This is a genomic window from Bacillus sp. CGMCC 1.16541 (genome assembly GCF_003184905.1).
Classification (GTDB): domain Bacteria; phylum Bacillota; class Bacilli; order Bacillales; family Bacillaceae_H; genus Priestia.
Window position 1 is genome coordinate 138,878 of sequence record NZ_QFRU01000009.1, and the last position, 17,704, is coordinate 156,581.

Below are 17,704 nucleotides of genomic sequence, written 5' to 3' on the forward strand. Positions count from 1 at the left end.
CTAACATGATAGAGAGGGGGATTACTTTTTGAATGTTGAGGAGAAGGAGCGCTACTTAAATGATGCAATGGAGCAACAAGGAGACTATTTAAAGCGCTTAATTTTTACATATGTCAAAGATCTTCAGAAGGCTGAGGATATTGTGCAGGACGTTTTTATTAAATTTTATAAAAATCTTGAACATTTTGAGGAACGTTCTTCCATTAAAACATATTTATATCGAATTGCGATCAATGAATGTCACAATTACATAAGAAGTTGGCATTATCGAAAATTAGATCTGACAGAAAAAATCAAAATGTGGACGTACCGAACTTCAGTAGAAATGGAGTATTTACAAATAGAACAAAATCAAACGATTACAGAATTAGTATGTAACCTACCTGTGAAGTATCGTGAAGTTATCTGGTTATACTACTATGCGGAACTATCGGTCACTGAAATTTCAGGTCTCTTAAATTGCTCAGCAAATACAGTAAAAACACGTTTAGCAAGAGGAAGAAAATTAGTAAAGGCGACAATCGAGGAGAGTGGGGACGAATATGAATTTGAAAGATGAGCTAGAAAAGTCTTCTCTAGAAAAAATCACATTAACAGAAGAAGAAAAGACGCGCATTCGATATCGTGTACGTCATTCTACTACACCTAAACGTTATTTAAAACCGGTACTTATATCTACTTTCTCCGTTATGATAGCGATTGTTTTAACGTTTCCGATTATTCAACCGAACGAACAAGAAGAACAGGCGATGGATCAAATAAGTACAGGTGGCTCAACTCATTCAGCTATTCCCATTACAGAAGCTCAAAAAAAGCAATATTATCAGCAATACCTCAACATAGTTGACAAAGCGATGGAACAAAAAAGCGGCATTTCGATTAGTGTACCACCAATGGAGGAATTTAAGGAATCAGACTGGTTATCACCAGAAGAATATAATGAAATGGTTCAAGATATGGTGAAGAGCCACTTAGCAGCGGAACGTGAAAAGATAGAGGCTGCATCTTCAAACCTTAAACCAGCTACAACAGTAGACGGAGAAACAACGAAATCCACGTATCTCTATTTTCCTGACATGTTAAAAGAGATTGAAGTAACAGCTACATTTGACACAAAATACAGCACGAAACGTGATCGACAAGTCTTTCTAAACGTAGATAACGTTTCTACGCAACTAGCCAGTTCACCTGGAGCATGGGAGCAATCGTCCTATAAGACTTCTTTAAAAGACGATAATCAAACTTACCTTATTCAAATTGAAGGAGTATTTACACTTAACAATCTATCATTTGAAAAGAAGTTTCTTATTGAATTTAAATGCGATAAATTCGGTCATATAAGTTGATGATTACGAACCTTTTAACTCATTCACAATAAAGACTTATATTTAAAACGTAAATATGATCAATTTCGGAAAGAAACATTAGGTACAGAACTTTTGAAAGACAAAATTAAAACACACAAAAATGCTTTAGCTAAACGTAAATTAGATAATTCGAAGTAAAATTAAAAACATAAGAAACAACTGCATCTAGCAATAGGTAGTGAGCAGTTGTTTCTTATGTTAAAAAAAGTATTACAGGATTTGCGAAATTCTAGTAGACATAATGTATCTTCTAGGAACCAATAAATAAAATTAATTTTCTGTCTCAATTCAAAAGTATTCTTTAGATAGTGAGACAGAGAAGAAATAAGATAGCGAATTAAGTTATGTCGTTAGTCTTGGTTATAAATTTTTAACTTGTGACTTTATATATCATTATCACAACAATCTAAAGTAACTGCTGGTGTCTAATGAACCATCACTTTAAAATAGATCCAAAACAACTCAAACGTCTAAGTAGTATTCACTTGATAAACCAACAGTTTGATCTGGTGATGTGTTCAATAACATTCTCTTCTAGTTAACATAATAATACGATAATCATAAAGTCATTCTTTACATTATGATTTAATTGAACAAATTAAAATATAAAATACACAGCGTCTAACCTCTTGTTTTTGGATAATTATTCATAATTAATTGTTATAACCTCGTATTTTTTGTAATAAAAGCCATTATATTGGATAAAAATTCTATTACTTATTTATCTCGTGATTACATCTATCCTTTATATACATACTTTACTATTGTGGTGAATACTGGATTGTTGTATAATAAATACTAATTAAACTACGTACATAATTAGATCCAATGAATCTTATTCATTAAAGGAGCGATAACCATGAATATTACGATTTATTACGGAAATCATGAAGACAAAACGATTCACACGATGGATTGTCATATAGATTTAGAAGAAGAAGAAATGGTAGCTTTAACAGAAGCTCGCTAAGTTTATAGATATTAGTTAAGGTGATAGCAAGTTACATGCTATCACCTTTTTCGTGTGCCCCGCTCCCTCCCTTTGCTCCGCTGAGTACTTTTTCCTTTCATTTCTTTTTGAAAAAATCTTCTTTCCTCTCTTTACATTTCGTCCAAGCTTCTGTATGATAAACATATAATCAGAACATATGTTCGATAAATCTTCATAGAACGAACAGAAAGGAGTACTTTTTAGTGGCTGCAAATCAGAAGAAAAATAAAAAGAAGCTCCCCCCTACTCTTTCAAATACTGGCTTCATCGGTGCAACATTCGCAGATAAGAATGAGATCTTAAAAAATGAATATTACTTTCCTCGTAAAAGTATGAAAATTACCCATCACGTGCTTGATGCGTTATTACAAGGTACGAGTCATGTATTTGCTCAACATGACGTTCCTGCTTTTCTATCATGTGCGTATCTTCCTAAGTATAAAAAATTAGGATTGGTCCTTTCTACAAAGCCATTTAGTAAACGTGAAGGATTAGGATACTTCATTAACTACTTAAAAGAAATTGGGCATATTGATTGGGAAGAAAAAACAAAAGAATATGAAATACATAATACGTCCTTTATCGGTGTGGTTTTCGCAGATTTAGAGAAGATCGAGCGCTTTACTTTTGATTTTGAGATGGAATTAGTTTCTAAATTTATTAAAGAGTTAATCATTCCCGCTAAAGAGCTATTTCTGCAACATAACGTAAAAGCCTACATATCTGGTGTCGAGAATGAACAACAACATAAATTAGGATTTGTTTTATCTATAAAGCCGTATGATGAACGTAAAGAAGCAGAGTTATATTTTGTGGAGTATTTAAAAGAACGTGGTTTGTATGAGTACGACGAAGACGAAGAAGAACTAGTTCCTATTCATACAAAATGGAGTTTGTTTAAAGGATAAGTTACTTGTGAGTTACAACGTAATAACTGAAATGTAAAACGTAAGGTATTACGCTATAAAAAAGCAAGCATAATCAAAAGCTTGCTTTTTTCAACTTCATTTTTTCGTTTCTAAAGGTCCATTGCTTCACTTATAAATGTTATTTATTGCAATTCCCATTTAAATTTCCCATCATATTGATTAAGTTGTTTTTTCACTTGATCCAATTCATAAAAGCTTGAATGTGCTTTTTTAACAATCTCTTCATTCGTTTTTCCTTCTTTTAAAAGAGTCCTAATCAGTTCATACTTTGTTACTTCAAATTCAAAAAACCATGAAATTCATTATAATGTCTTTTTCTTCAGCAAGCCTAATGATTACCTCATTTTTCATTTTTATTGTTCTCCCTTCCACCTTTTTCGCATGTATATTCTATACAAAGCTTGAAATCCCTCTCATGATTTCTTTTTAACTTGTTGCACTAAGGCAGGTAACTGGGAATAAAGGTGAACAATTTCATCTAATTTTATTCGCACGAGTCCGCTTGAAGACGGAGCAACGAAGTCAATAACGTTAGGAACAATTGATGTTACTTGCACGCCCCAGGGAGCTTTTTTTTGCTTACTGTACTCCAAATAAACTCCTTTCCCCACAAAACAAACAATGTTAGGTTGATAAAGAGCGATTTTCTCCTTTAACTGTTGTCTTCCTTCTTCATATTCTTCTCTTGTGATCTCTGCCGCTTCTTTTGTAGGTCTCATCACAATATTTGTTAGCCCATATCCTAAATCAAGTAACTTATAATCTTCCGATGGATCGTATTTTCTAGGTGTGATCCCTGCTTTATGTAAAATCGTCCAAAAGCGATTGCGAGGATTTGCAAAATGGTGACCTGTTTCTCCAGATACTAAACTTGGATTAAACCCAACAAATAAAATATCTAGATTGTGCTTGATATAGTCTTTCACTTGATTCATCACCACCACTCCTTTCATTGACTAGTATGGTTCATTCTCTTTATCATACAACGTATATGTTATAATAAAAGATATACATACGTAAAAAGGAGCTTTACACTATGAATCAAAAAGAAATGGAACAACAAATTATTGCGAATTATCAACGTGATGAAGAGATGATGATTCTTGTATTTGCACAGTGGTGTGTGAATCATGACTTAGATCCCATTGAACTGTATACGCGTGCTTATCCGAGCCAAGATAAAAACCCCGCTCTCTTACATGCGGTTGACTTAACTGTACCAAAAGAAGAAGCGGGAGAAGTCGCAGATCAAACGCTTCTCGGCGTGTTGTCACTGTTTGGAAATGACGATTTAGCATTTGTTGTAACAGAAGAAATTCAGAAGCGAAAAAACTAACCTTGGCGTTTTCTATGGTTAGTTTTTTGTTTATAATTGATTCCTTATCATTTATAAATGTCTCCGCTTTTTCCAAAAAATGAAACTTATTCGCTTCATTGATCGTATATAAGGTACAAATAAAAGAAATGGAGTGAAGAATTTGAATACATACACAGAAAAGGTCACTCTCTACGAAGATATTTATACACAATTGAAGAAGAAGTTCAAATGGAGCTTTGCTGATTCTCGTACATTCATGATGGTTGCATCCATATATGTGATGAATAAACGCTCGTTTGATTTAGAAAGATATAGCCGTTTAAGTGACTATATTAAAAATGAAGTGAGTACGTTCTCTACTTTAAAATCTCAAGAGCGATTTACAATAGCGGCAATGTTAGATATTCGTACACAACAACCTGAGAAATCGTTTCATCACTTTTTGTCCCTTTATGAAGAACTCATAAAAGGTGGATTCACTCGTAATGTATTTACGTACATTTCTACTTTAATCTTAATGACACACTATCAGTCGGAACATGATTACCAACACCAAATCGAACGCTCATTTCACATTTATAAAGGAATGCGTAAAAAACACTTCTTTCTTACATCAAGCAGTGATTATCCGCTAGCCGTCTTGCTGTCTACTCAAGACAAAGAGATTGATTCCCTTCTTCATGATATTGAAGTCATGTATGATGCTTTGCACACGAACGGATTTCGAAAAGGAAACGACCTTCAATTTCTAAGTCATATCCTATCTTTACTAAACCATCAAGATCGGTTAGTCGAGCGAACTGCCGACATTCAACGTCGCTTTCGAGAAAGAGATGTTAAGGTTAAGCCAATGCATTATGCTTCTCTTGGCATGATGGCGACTTTAGATGATCCTATAAGTGACATTGAAACCATTCAGCAGCTCACTACATATTTAAATAACGAGAAAGCGTTTAAATGGTACAAAGATATTAACTTTATGATGGCCACAAGCTTTGTGCTTAGTGAAAAAATCGATGATCCAAGTTTAGTAGAAACAAAGATGTACACAATCATGGAAACAATCATTCAAGCACAGCAAGCAGCGATGATTGCAACGATCACAGCAGCAAGTGCGGCTTCATCTTCTGGAGGCGCTTAATGAAAAAGACGAAATCCATTACGCGATTTCGTCTTTTTTTTGCTGTGTTCTTTTTTATCCTAAGTCTTTTAAAATAGAATACAACTCTTCTAAATGTGTAATCTCATAGGTTGGGATAACTTCATTTCGCTCTTTGTAATGACGGTTAATCCAGACTGATTTAATCCCTACACGAGATGCCCCTAATATGTCTGTCATTAAATTATCTCCAACCATTAATACTTGTTCTTTTTCCACATTCATTTTGTCTAGCGCATGTTCAAAAATGGTTGGATCTGGTTTACCACGACCGAATGCCCCTGAAATAACGATATGATCAAAATAAGGTGCAATTTCAGGTGTGATTTCTAACTTTGTGTTTTGTAAATCTGGAGAACCATTTGTTAACAAGAGCAATTGGTACTTTCCTTTTAACTCATCTAGTACATGAAACGTTTCATCATAAACAAACGGATTGTTGCGACGTTCCATTGGAAAACGCTCAGCTAATTCGTAAGCCAATGCTTCATCGTTGATTCCTAAAGTTTGTAGCCCTTTATTCCAAGCTTCTTTACGATATGTAGGGACGATGTCTTTCATTTTACGAAAGTTTTCTTCATCATCTAAGAAGTTTCCCCACAGTCCTTCAAATGGATTAATTCCAATCATTTGTGTAAACTCATATGTTTCATAGGAAGCGTATAACTTTCGTGCTGCTTCTCGAACCGCTTCTTCCAATTTTTCTGCATCAATATGATATCTTTCACTTGCATATGTACACGTTGCTCTAAACGCTTCTTTGACACTCTTTTGATCCCATAATAACGTGTCATCTAAATCAAAAAAAATTGCTTTAATCATCTTTTGTTCCTCCAATTGTTGAAAAAATAAAATAATTCTAATAGTACTAGGTTACAAGGATATATTCAAGTGATATAGTGAGAGTATGGAAATTTATCCAATTAAGTAGAGGTGAGCTTTGTGAAACCTATTTTATTAGGGGTTTGCGCAGCCTTCTTTTTTGCGTTTACCTTTATTTTAAATCGATCAATGGAATTATTAGGAGGGAACTGGCTTTGGAGTGCTTCGTTGCGTTACTTCTTTATGGTTCCCTTATTAGTGATCATGGTCGTAGCAAGAAAAAAGATGCGTACGATGTTTGCAGTCATGAAAGAACAGCCTCTTCAATGGCTATGGTGGAGTTTTATCGGATTTGGGCTGTTTTATGCCCCATTATGTTTTGCAGCTGCGTATTCACCTGGCTGGTTAACAGCGGGCACATGGCAGATCACCATTATTTCCGGCTCATTACTTGTTCCTTTCTTTTATGAAACGATTCAAACAAAGAATGGAGCCATTAAAGTAAGAGGTAAGATCCCTTATAAAGGATTAGTGATGTCGCTTATGATCTTATTAGGGATTGTGTTGATGCAAGTAGAACGCGCTACGTCTCTTTCTGTATCAGATATGTTGTTAGGGTTTATGCCAGTTCTTCTCGCTTCATTTGCTTATCCACTCGGAAACCGCAAAATGATGGAAGTATGCGATGGTCGGTTAGATGCTTATGAGCGAGTTTTAGGTATGACAATTGCTAGTTTACCACTTTGGATTGTTCTTTCCGTTTATGCCTGGATGACAGATGGATTACCAAGTTCGAATCAGCTCACTCAATCATTTTTGGTTGCTCTTTGTTCAGGAGTTATCGCAACAGTTTTGTTCTTTAAAGCAACTGATTTGGTTCGAGGTGATATGTCAAAATTAGGAGCTGTTGAAGCAACGCAATCAATTGCTGTTTTATTTACTCTTGCTGGAGAAGTACTCTTTTTATCAATGTCTTTGCCATCCGTCATTTCTTGGGTTGGAATTGCATTTGTTATCATTGGAATGATTCTTCACAGCTACGTATCAAGATCTCCTCAGTCCTTTTCGTTACAAAACAAGAATAAGTCAATCATAAAAAAGGCTTAATGATTTATTAAGCCTTTTTTTATAAAATAAGTCTAAAGCTCAGAGTACAAAACGGCTCTGAGCTTTAGACGTTGTTATTACTAGCCCCCACTTTATATTCCTTCTACATTCAATCATTTACGTGATGCGAACTACTTTATAAAAGAGTGGATAGAAAACATAGCCAACAAATACGCCTATCACATTTAATAATAAATCATCTACATCCAGACTCCCTCGTTTCGTCAAATACTGTGTAAGTTCAATGACTGAGATGGTTACAATTGTTATGATTAAAACAACGAATGTTGATTGGTTGCTCCTTCTTCCCCATAACCCATACGGAACGAATAGACCGATGTTAGCAGCAAGGTTGTAGAATGCCACAAGAGGATTTGCTGCACCAGAAAGATAAAGCGTAATGGTCGCAAATGGGATGAGGTTCATGTTTCCATATTGCTGTTCACTTGGTCGGTTAAATAATAATATGAGTAGTCCAATTGTATATACTCCTATTAAAACAAGAAATACTCGATACGACATAGTGATGGTTTCGTTTCTAACTGCATACACGATATATGTAACAAACCCTGTGAAACAAATCCATAAAACAAAAAAGACCATAGGATGTAAATAAGAATAGAGCGGTGTCAAAATTGGGATGAATCCAATAAATAAACTTTGAGAAAACAAAAATGAAAGAATAGAAGATTTACTCATTTATTAATCCTTTCTATTTATTAGTTTACATAATTATATTATAGTAACTTTTATCGGTAGCCAGATTGACGAAATGCATCATACACACTTTCTTCTTGTAGTTTTTCCAAATAGACGTTTGTTGTCGCAATGGATGAATGACCCACTACTTGTTTGACAACTGCTAGCGGCACATCTTTTGCTAAGCTATTTGTAATAAAACTGTGTCGAAACCAGTGCGGTGAAATGGATGAATTTCCTTGAACGTAATAGACCGCTGATTTCACTACTCGATATAATGTCGTATAAGATAAACGCTCTTTTCGACCGCTTCGATAGTAATCTTTGATTCGATAAAACAAAGGCGTTGTATCAAAAGGAGAAAAATCTACACTCTCTCCTAACGTCCTTCGATAATCTCGCAAACTTTCTTCTACTTCTTTAAAGATGGGAATCGTCCGTTCTTTCTTCCCTTTCCCAATAACATCAGCAATAACATTCCCACGTCGATCTTCTCGAAAACTCCCCCAGTTTAAGCTAAGGAGTTCACTCGAACGAAGGCCACTTAAATAGAGTAGTTTTCCGATTAACCGATTTCGTAATTGATATTGTTCTTTGTATGTCGACACTCTTACTACACCTTCGAGACCTCGAACAATCACTTCAGCTTCTCGTTCTGTTAGCTCTCGAAATTCTGTACGATTTTTTCGCTCTTCTTTTTTATCACTGTAATGTCCTTTTGCAATCGTTGGCTTTTCAATCCATGTTGTATACAAGGTCGGATAAAAATGCGTTTGATGACCAAACTCCAACAGTCGCTTAAAAAACTCTAGTTTTCGAGCGGCAGACCGGTTGGCATATTTTTCAGTCATTACTCGGTTAAACAGTTTTACTTCCATAAATCCAATTTCTTTTAACGAAATTTTTTGTTCATAAAAAAAGTGTAGGATGTTTCGCATGTCTTGATTGTACGCACGAATGGTATGTGGAGATAATGACTTTCGTAATACTTTTAATGAAAAAAACAAATCAACAAATTCTTCGTCAGTTGCGTGAGTTAAATCCAAATCATTTTCTTCGTTAATAAATTGACGAGAATGAAACTCATTTTTTAGTTGTTGAAATGATGTTGATGATTGCTTTAAGAAATTAGATTGATTGACTAAATCCATTTGATTCACCTACTTTTATGAAAAAATATGTAAAATAAACCCAATCTCTTCAAAACGCAATAAACCCTTCTATTTTAAACTTTCTCTGTTTTGATACCTATCATATTACCAAGTATGTAAAAACTAAAATTTACCCTATTTAAAGAAGTCGTTTTTCAGCATCACTTTATAAAAAATCCATATAATGGAATAAAATATTAGTTTTCCTATCATTCTTTTACTTTATCATACTAACGCTCGATAAGATAGTGTTATCTTGCGTTAGTATGATAAAGGATTTTACACACAAAAAAAAAGACCTCTTCAATAAACAAGAAGTAAGTGGTTCGTAACCTACTTATGCAAAATGAAACGCATGCGATGACTTTTCATAATACGATGTTTGAACAAATCCCAGCGATTGATAAAAAGAAGCTGCTTCATCTGAATCTGTATGTATCACAATCGTAGAAAAATAATATTGAGCGTAATCCAAAATCGTTTCCGCTAGTTCCGTTCCAATTCCTTTTCGACGTACACTTTTCTTTACATAAAATCTTCGCATTCGACCAACTTGTGGTTCTTTAGAATAAGAATCTCTATTGATGTCTCCAATAGCAATTAATTGTTCCTCTTCATTATATACACCAAACAACGCTTCACCTCGATTGGTGAAACGATTAATGCCGCTAAAGTATTCATTGGTTAAGCGATCAACAAATGCATAGCCTTCCTCTAAGCTTTCTTGTAAAAGTAAATGAATGTCTTCATATGTGAGTTGCGTCAACAAATCAATTTGAATATGCATCCGATTGCACCTTCTTTTCTGTTTTTTTACAGAAGCTCTATCCATTCTATGGTAAAGCAAAAGAAAAGATGACGAGAAGGAGATATACCATTACTAAACGGAGGAGATGAAGAAATGGATCACTTCTTTTTAAAACTTTTTATAAAAATGACTTTTCCTCTTAAGAAAGCGTTGAAATATACAGGATAAGGGGCATGTTTCTCGTATTTATATAAAGAGAATAAAACTGCACACCACGACCATGCTTCCCACCAAAAATGAAAAGGACGTGAATTTCTTGTTTGAAGTCAAAGCGTTTCCTGATTTTTCATGGTCTTATTCCCGTCATAACATGTTAATGGAATGTGCAAAAAAGTATGCCTATCATTATTACCTCTCTCATAATGGGTGGCTATCGACAAGTCCTTCTCTTTCAAAAGATGCCTATCGATTAAAAAAGCTCAGCAATCTTCCTGCTTTATTTGGTCAACTTGTTCACGAAGAAATTGAATACGTTATTGAAGACTTTTTAAAAACGGGTGTGATTCCTCACGAAGCTGAACTTGAACACCGCATTCGCTTGCAATTACGACGCATCTTTTTACAATCTAAAGATCAAAAGCAGCAATGGTTAAAAAAACCGAATCACTACCATATGCTACATGAAATTTATTACTACGATCAGTTATCTGAAAAAGAGATTGAGAACATCCATGAAAAATTGAACGCCTGCTTGAAACACTTTTTAACAAGTAAATCTTTTCAAGAAATTGTGAAAACAAAAGATGTGCACAAATGTGAATCCGAACGATTTCGTTTCATGGAAATTGAGGGTGTGAAAGTGTATGTGGTCATAGATTTAATGTATCAAGATGCTGCAAGGAACAAGTGGGTCATTATTGATTGGAAAACCGGAAAGAAATCAGCAGATGATGTTGGACAATTAGCTCTTTATGCTCTTTATTTAATAAGAGAGTTAGATGTGGCAATTGAAGACATTGAGATTCGAAACGAATACTTGTTAACAGGTGGGTGTCATACGTATCAACTCACAAAGAATGAGATTGATGGTATGTATGAACAAATGAAAGTAAGTATACAATACATGAGGCAATATCAAAAGGATAGCGAAACAAATGAACCACTTGCATTATCACAGTTTTTGCAAACAACAAACACGTTTCGTTGTGAAATGTGTAACTATAAAGAACTATGCCAAAAAACCGCTCACTAAACATGTTTAATGAGCGGTTTTCTTATAAGTAGCGCTGAGCAGTACGCACTTCAACGGTTAATGTACCTTGCGCTTTATTCATGATGGTTTTTATAATGACTGGATAGTCTTTATCGTTCATAAATTTATAATCAGGTCCACCCCAGGAAACAGTTGCATCACGTCCTGCAGGTACATACCCTACTTCTTTTGAATGGTGAGTACGAGTCGTTGTTTTTAATCCTGCTTCGTCTACAGCATTAAACAAAGTAGAAGATGTTTGACAGATTCCTCCGCCAATGCCCATTACCAACTCTTTTTCAATAATTTCAGGTGCGGGTTGATAACCTCTTTCAGCTGTGCGCTCTCCAACTACTTCATTATAAGAAAAAGAATCACCGGGTCCTAACACAACCTGTTGAATGGCTTGAGCAGATAGTTCAATATTCCGTGTACGTCCTGTATCACCTGCATTAAATTTGGTTGTGTACGTACCAATAACCGTTTCGTTAATGCCTCGTACGTTTTCCGCTGTTATATTTGGTGCAGTTTCATAGATTGGTACGGCTACGTCAAAACGCTCTAACGTTAAACTGCGTAAATTCTCCATTAATTCTTTCTCTTTTAAAACAACTCGTTTTTGTCCACCAACAAGCTGTCCATTACTATCTAACTTTACATTCTTCATCGGTTGATCATATTGCTTTGCCAATTCTTTCGCCAACTTTTCAATATCTGCTTTGTACGTTTTTTCATCGTTAAAATGAATGGGATCGTATTGTTGAATCACTTGGCCTGTTCGCGAATCTTTTAGCTGATATGTATAATTCGCAGGAGTTGGAACAAGAGCTTTTGGCACTTCCTCTACGACTTCTTCGATAATTTCTTCGCTAATTTGCTTTGTCGCTTCTACTTGTTTAGGAAGTGAATGGTCTTCATACATATCATAAGCAAAATATGCATTTAACGAAACCGAAACAATTAAAAGTGACCCTAGAATTTTTTTCATATGGTCCCCCTTATCCTGACTTTGATTTCTCTTTTATGTCATTTTTATCACAATTATTTCAAACACCTTACAATTTCAATATTATATAAGAATTTACAGATGTTAGCTATTAAAACTAGTAGAATTTTAGCCGATATATGAATATTTTTTAAAAAACACATCTTTTTTCATGAGATTGATAAAGTTATGCACTACTAGAGAACTAGTTTAGATGGAAATAGTTAAAAAAAGAGCGTCAACTTTTACATGTGTTGACGCTCTTTTTTTATGACTCAATGACTTCTAAAAAATGATGTAAAATTCGTGCGGTTAGCCCCCAGATTACTTTGTCTTTATAATAGTAAAAATACTCTTCCATCGCTCTTGTTTGCCAATTGTACTCTTCTCCATTTGCAATGAGGTGAAACGGAAACGTTGATTCAGGTTTACCTTCATATTGTACGCTATAACGTTCAGGTGGGGTCTGTTTAAAATGTTCAAGAGGGACGGTAAACACTTCAGCGACCTCTGCTTGGTTAGGGGTGAAAGAAGACACTTTGTGTAACACTCCGACATATGGATAAATAATTGTACCAAATGGTGAAATCATATAGTCAAGCGGTTGAACATGCATAATTTGCTCTTTCGTAATGCGAAGTTCTTCCATCGTTTCACGTATTGCAGTGTACTTTTCGTCTTTATCGGTTTCATCTACTTTACCACCTGGAAAACAAATTTCACCTGGCTGTCTCCTCATGTTAAACGCTCTGACTTCAAATAAAACATGAAGACCATCGGCTTTTTCAACGAGCGGGACTAATACAGAAAAGTGCTTAAATGTTTCTGCACCTAAAAGCTGAGGGGTATGATTTTTTAGCTTCTCATTAATTTGCTTAATATTCATTCTATTACACTTCCTAATTTGTCTGTACATTTACATTTTACACCACTTACGACGTATTTTAACCAACTTGTATTAATCGTACCATATATTAACCATTCACCAAAAGTCTCAAATTGATATATCTTGAATGGAGGGTATTTTTTGATTATACTATAAAGTAAGAACATATCCAGAAGGAGGCTATCTATCATGGATTTAAAGCCGTTAAAAGGACACCATCATGTTTCAGCTATTACTGCTAATGCTCAAAAGAACTATGAATTTTATACTCAACTATTAGGTCTGCGCTTAGTTAAAAAATCTGTCAACCAAGATGATACATCCGTTTATCATTTATTTTATGCAGATGAGCGGGGTAATCCTGGTACAGATCTAACATTCTTTGAAATTCCAAATGCAGGTCAAACATACCCTGGTACAAATAGTATCTCCACGATTTCTCTCCGTGTTGCAAATGATGCTTCTCTTTTATATTGGAAAGAACGCTTTGAACAACATAGCATCAATCATGATGAAATCTCATATGAAACAGGACGTGCTGTCTTAACTTTTCGTGATTTTGAAGGACAACGCTTAGCACTTGTTTCTGATGAAGAAAATAGCGGGGTAAAGGGTGGAACTCCTTGGAACAAAAGTCCAATTCCTAAACAGTATGGTATTCTTGGTTTAGGTCCCGTACGATTGACAGTATACCGTTCAGAACAAACCGCACACATCTTAACAAATCTACTAGGGTATCAAGAAACAAGAAGTTATCCGTCTCCGGTGCTTAATCAGGATCCAATTCGTGTTTTTGAAACAGGTGAAGGAGGAACCGGTGCAGAGATTCATCTTGAAGGTCGCAAAGATTTACCGTTGGAGCGTCCTGGTCGTGGGAGTGTTCACCATGTTGCCCTGCGTGTAGAAGATGCTGAGGAATTAAAAAAATGGGTAACATTTATTACTGAAGCCAATCTACCTAACTCTGGATTTGTTGAACGTTATTATTTCCGTTCATTGTATTTCCGTGATCCAAATGGTATTTTATTTGAACTTGCTACTGATGGACCAGGATTTGAAAATGATGAATCATTTGAACATTTAGGTGAGAAGTTAGCATTACCACCTTATCTTGAACATCAACGCGAAGCAATTGAAGAAAGCTTAAAACCACTTCATACAAAATAATAAGCTTTTTCGGCCGTCAGAATAGGTATTCATTGTATACTGACGGCCTTTTTAGGCTGTTTCTGTCATTTGTTGTTCAATCATGATTAATCGTTTCTTGATCAATGACACGAAACCCTTTGTGCTCTACTTTTCGGATGATTGCCTCGATGTCTTCTTTGGATGTAGAAAGCGGCAACGTAATCGACGTACGGCGAAACAGTTTAGTTCCGTTATCTAATGAAAGTACTCCTTCAATATTAAAAGCTCGCAGCTCATCTAATAACGAGTGAAGTGACCCTTTTCGGTCTGTGCCTGCAATCGTTAAGTGAATGCCTCCTGTTTTCACACCTAAAGCATCTTCTAGCACTTCCATCACTTTAGAGTGTGTTAAGATTCCTAGCAATTGCTTATTTTCCACAATAGCTAAAAAGGGTAATCGTTTAATCGTTAAAAGCGCTTTAACAAATGATGTGTTGGGACAGACAAAGGCGTCTGAATCTGACATCACTTTTTGAATCGAGTCATCCATTGAACCATTTTGTTCATACAGATATTCCTTCACATCAATTTTGTATACAAGCCCAACAAACTCCACTCCACTTACAACTGGTACACAGCGATAACCACTTGTTGTTAAAACTTCTAGCGCTTCTCTAATAGTCATATCTAACGTACAGGTAACCACATTATTTTTTTGAACATACAATGATTTCACCTTCATATTCAGGCTCCTTTTCTTCGTATCACGACATAAAATTCATGTTCGTTAATTAAACATATTTACAAATATAAAGAAAATGCCTGATTATAAAAAATAAGATAATTACGACAATAACGCTATTCAAAAAGCGGAATATCAGGGTCTTTTTCACTCAATACCAGATATAAATGAAATTGAGCACGGTGATGATAAAAATGATTCATAATCTCTAACAACCAGTCAAAACGAGTATAAGATACGCCCCAATAAGCCTCTTTTTTCTCTTGAAGCATTTCATCTGTCATCCGGTGATACGTAAGCGCTACTTCTTTATATCCTTCTTTTAACGTTGTTTTCATTTCACTTAACGTCGTAGGAGAATGCGTTGCGTAAAAATATCCCATTTCCTCTTCGGTTGCTTCTGTTGAGATGAGGTAATCTGCTTTTATAACAAGCGATAAATGAGATAATAACTCCCTCATTGACCGTTTTCCTTGAATTGGACCTTGATCTAATTCTTCCTCACTTAATTCTTCCATCATTGTTAAGACTGTTGAAATAGCTACGCTTAATTGGTGTAGTACGCCTTGGACATACATCTATTTTCCTCCTTCTCTCTATTTCATGAGGAGCTTCTATTCCAAGCAAGCGCCATCCCTTTTTTAATACGATTTAAACTGCTTGTACAATAGCAAGACGCAAATACCCACTATTGATTTCCTCTAGAGTTTTTCTTTCTACTTACTAGTTTTTAAATACCTGTGATAAGTCAATCATATATTGTACGATTTGTGAAGAGTCATTTTATATTTACTTGCTAAATAATAGAAGAAACAGTTAGAATCGTTCATACAATTTATATAAAGTCAGTAAAATCGGCGCTTTAAGGAGTACATGGTATATAAAGACTTTATTCTCCTTTTCATTCAACATTTCCTTTAAAATATATGGCTATTTAGTCTTATGACATGATGATGTTCTTTTCATTATACTTAGTAAAATGTCTTCACCCTTAAAAGCTGGAAAAACGTTAGGATGAATCAAGGAGGCTAACTTGTGCAAACCCGTTAACAGTCTTGGCGATGGTCTGCAATATAACCATTCTTCTAAAACATGAATCGATTGATTTTTAACTGCATGCATAGTTTGCCAATGAGGTCGCTTATAGACAATGGTTGGATTTACTTTGTTTGTTTGAACCCCTACCCAAGCTAGACAAATATGATCAGGATTACGTCTTCTCACTTCTTCCCAGTCACTCTGTACATTTTCTTTTTGTATATCGCTAAAAACATTCACACAACCAGCTAATTCACTTATTTCCGTTAACCAATTCACATAACCTGGAGTAAAAACCGGTTTGGGCCACCACTCCCAATAAAGTGTGGGTTTTTTAGAGATTTCTTTTGCTAACTGTCGATATGTATGTAAGGTGTCATTATAGGCTTCTACGATCGTTTCTGCTTGTTCTTTTACACTTAAAGCCTCACCTACTACGAGAAGACTCTGTGCGATTTCATCCAAGGAATTAGGGTTCAAAACGATATAAGGAAGCTTTCGTTTTTCTAGCTCTTCGATATTACGCTCCATCCCAGGGACACTTAAAGAAGCAAGAATAAGGTCGGGCTCAAGCTTTTCAACAGCATCCAGATCAATCGTTAAATCAGGCCCAACTCTTGGTAAGTGCTTTACTTCTTTAGGCCAATCTGAATAATCATCAACTCCTACTAACAAATCAAGGCATCCTAAATAGGCAAGCAGTTCGGTATTACTCGGACATAGAGAAACAACTTTCATCTGTATCAACTCCATTTAATCTTGCGTTTTCACTTACTTCTCGTTTGTTGTCGAAAAATCCTTTTTACAATCTAATAGAATTACTGTTCTTTCATTGTAAAGGAGAGTATATCAATAAAGGATACGTGTACATACTGTAAGTAAACTTGATGAAAAGGAGTTGGTAAGATGGTGTTTTTAAGTTGGGAGACCGTCTATAACGATAAAAAACGATTGATTGGGTTGTTTGAAAAAGAATATGGCGTTTCACCGATTGAATTATTTTCAGAAGAAAGTGACTCAGAACTATGCTATATTGGTTATCGCTTTAAAAAGAATGGAAAACAAATCTCCATAAAGGTTCCACATCTAAAAGATCATGCTGATCGTTATTCTGCACAACATCATAAATGGGAACTCCTTATAAATGAAAAGAAGTTAGGCATTTATAAAAATGCCAAAGAAGCTTTTCGTATTTTAAATCATGATGCCAATGTAAGTTAAAAAAAGACGGCTAATACGCTGTCTTTTTTCATTAAGTAACATAATAGAACGTTAATGAAGCGAAGTTGAAGCAAAAACCCCAAAAATGTTAGATTAGGTGTCTAGGGACTGACCCCATAAAGTGAGACAAATAAAAAACACCTTTAAGTTGAAAACTGGGT

The 17,704-nt window shown here is 35.1% G+C and carries 19 protein-coding genes; 9 read left to right on the top strand and 10 right to left on the bottom strand.

Features of this window, described 5'->3' with window-relative positions:
• Positions 1–28 precede the first annotated feature (28 nt).
• The 3 genes from DIS06_RS11160 (at position 29) to DIS06_RS11170 (ending at position 3,266) form a co-directional block, all read left to right on the top strand.
• Positions 29–559, top strand: a complete 531-nt coding sequence (locus tag DIS06_RS11160) for a sigma-70 family RNA polymerase sigma factor (RefSeq protein WP_110113349.1) — start codon at positions 29–31, stop codon at positions 557–559.
• Positions 543–1,346 carry a hypothetical protein gene (locus DIS06_RS11165; protein WP_110113350.1) on the top strand — a complete coding sequence of 268 codons (804 nt, stop codon included), beginning with the start codon at positions 543–545 and terminating at the stop codon, positions 1,344–1,346. Before DIS06_RS11160 ends, DIS06_RS11165 begins: the two co-directional genes overlap by 17 nt.
• A 1,215-nt stretch (positions 1,347–2,561) precedes the next feature.
• On the top strand, positions 2,562–3,266 hold the full coding sequence (locus DIS06_RS11170; protein ID WP_110113351.1) for a hypothetical protein: 705 nt from the start codon (positions 2,562–2,564) through the stop codon (positions 3,264–3,266).
• Between the two features lie 434 nt (positions 3,267–3,700).
• Here the strand turns inward: DIS06_RS11170 and mug are convergent, their stop codons facing one another.
• Positions 3,701–4,222 carry a G/U mismatch-specific DNA glycosylase gene (mug, locus tag DIS06_RS11175; protein WP_110113352.1) on the bottom strand — a complete coding sequence of 174 codons (522 nt, stop codon included), beginning with the start codon at positions 4,220–4,222 and terminating at the stop codon, positions 3,701–3,703.
• A 101-nt stretch (positions 4,223–4,323) separates the two neighbouring features.
• Between mug and DIS06_RS11180 the strand changes: the two genes are divergently transcribed.
• Complete coding sequence (locus tag DIS06_RS11180; protein WP_110113353.1) at positions 4,324–4,623, top strand: hypothetical protein; 300 nt, start codon at positions 4,324–4,326, stop codon at positions 4,621–4,623.
• Between the two features lie 142 nt (positions 4,624–4,765).
• A complete protein-coding gene (locus DIS06_RS11185; RefSeq protein WP_110113354.1) occupies positions 4,766–5,746 on the top strand; it encodes a DUF4003 family protein in 981 nt (326 codons plus the stop codon).
• A gap of 54 nt (positions 5,747–5,800) precedes the next feature.
• Here DIS06_RS11185 and DIS06_RS11190 read toward each other — a convergent pair whose 3' ends face one another.
• On the bottom strand, positions 5,801–6,586 hold the full coding sequence (locus DIS06_RS11190) for an HAD family hydrolase (protein WP_110113355.1): 786 nt from the start codon (positions 6,584–6,586) through the stop codon (positions 5,801–5,803).
• 120 nt (positions 6,587–6,706) lie between these two features.
• Here DIS06_RS11190 and DIS06_RS11195 point away from each other — a divergent pair, with 120 nt between their 5' ends.
• Positions 6,707–7,693, top strand: coding sequence for a DMT family transporter (locus tag DIS06_RS11195; protein WP_110113356.1), 987 nt, complete (start codon positions 6,707–6,709; stop codon positions 7,691–7,693).
• 117 nt (positions 7,694–7,810) lie between these two features.
• Here DIS06_RS11195 and DIS06_RS11200 read toward each other — a convergent pair whose 3' ends face one another.
• The 3 genes from DIS06_RS11200 to DIS06_RS11210 all read right to left on the bottom strand — a co-directional run bounded on the left by DIS06_RS11200 (position 7,811) and on the right by DIS06_RS11210 (position 10,330).
• Entirely contained in the window at positions 7,811–8,392 is a 582-nt protein-coding gene (locus DIS06_RS11200) for a VanZ family protein (protein WP_110113357.1), read from the bottom strand.
• 50 nt (positions 8,393–8,442) lie between these two features.
• A complete protein-coding gene (locus DIS06_RS11205; protein WP_110113358.1) occupies positions 8,443–9,543 on the bottom strand; it encodes a tyrosine-type recombinase/integrase in 1,101 nt (366 codons plus the stop codon).
• 337 nt (positions 9,544–9,880) lie between these two features.
• Complete coding sequence (locus tag DIS06_RS11210; protein ID WP_162595959.1) at positions 9,881–10,330, bottom strand: GNAT family N-acetyltransferase; 450 nt, start codon at positions 10,328–10,330, stop codon at positions 9,881–9,883.
• Between the two features lie 277 nt (positions 10,331–10,607).
• On the opposite strand from DIS06_RS11210, the gene DIS06_RS11215 reads away from it, so the two are divergent.
• Positions 10,608–11,543, top strand: coding sequence for a PD-(D/E)XK nuclease family protein (locus tag DIS06_RS11215; RefSeq protein WP_162595960.1), 936 nt, complete (start codon positions 10,608–10,610; stop codon positions 11,541–11,543).
• 22 nt (positions 11,544–11,565) lie between these two features.
• Here DIS06_RS11215 and DIS06_RS11220 read toward each other — a convergent pair whose 3' ends face one another.
• A complete protein-coding gene (locus DIS06_RS11220) occupies positions 11,566–12,531 on the bottom strand; it encodes a VanW family protein (RefSeq protein WP_110113361.1) in 966 nt (321 codons plus the stop codon).
• 265 nt (positions 12,532–12,796) lie between these two features.
• Positions 12,797–13,414 carry an NUDIX hydrolase gene (locus DIS06_RS11225; RefSeq protein WP_110113362.1) on the bottom strand — a complete coding sequence of 206 codons (618 nt, stop codon included), beginning with the start codon at positions 13,412–13,414 and terminating at the stop codon, positions 12,797–12,799.
• A 189-nt stretch (positions 13,415–13,603) separates the two neighbouring features.
• Between DIS06_RS11225 and DIS06_RS11235 the strand changes: the two genes are divergently transcribed.
• The gene (locus DIS06_RS11235) at positions 13,604–14,581 is read left to right on the top strand and encodes a ring-cleaving dioxygenase (protein WP_110113364.1); all 978 of its coding nucleotides are present in this window, start codon (positions 13,604–13,606) and stop codon (positions 14,579–14,581) included.
• Between the two features lie 76 nt (positions 14,582–14,657).
• On the opposite strand, the gene DIS06_RS11240 is transcribed toward DIS06_RS11235, so the two are convergent.
• From DIS06_RS11240 to DIS06_RS11250, 3 genes are all read right to left on the bottom strand, one after another.
• On the bottom strand, positions 14,658–15,284 hold the full coding sequence (locus tag DIS06_RS11240) for a CBS domain-containing protein (protein WP_110113365.1): 627 nt from the start codon (positions 15,282–15,284) through the stop codon (positions 14,658–14,660).
• Positions 15,285–15,400: 116 nt separating this feature from the next.
• Entirely contained in the window at positions 15,401–15,862 is a 462-nt protein-coding gene (locus tag DIS06_RS11245; RefSeq protein ID WP_110113366.1) for a DinB family protein, read from the bottom strand.
• A 352-nt stretch (positions 15,863–16,214) separates the two neighbouring features.
• Positions 16,215–17,060 (bottom strand): cobalamin-binding protein, encoded by an 846-nt coding sequence (locus tag DIS06_RS11250; RefSeq protein ID WP_110113367.1) that lies wholly within the window; start codon positions 17,058–17,060, stop codon positions 16,215–16,217.
• Positions 17,061–17,228: 168 nt separating this feature from the next.
• Between DIS06_RS11250 and DIS06_RS11255 the strand changes: the two genes are divergently transcribed.
• Positions 17,229–17,543 carry a DUF5634 family protein gene (locus tag DIS06_RS11255; RefSeq protein WP_110113368.1) on the top strand — a complete coding sequence of 105 codons (315 nt, stop codon included), beginning with the start codon at positions 17,229–17,231 and terminating at the stop codon, positions 17,541–17,543.
• The last annotated feature ends 161 nt before the right edge of the window (positions 17,544–17,704 follow it).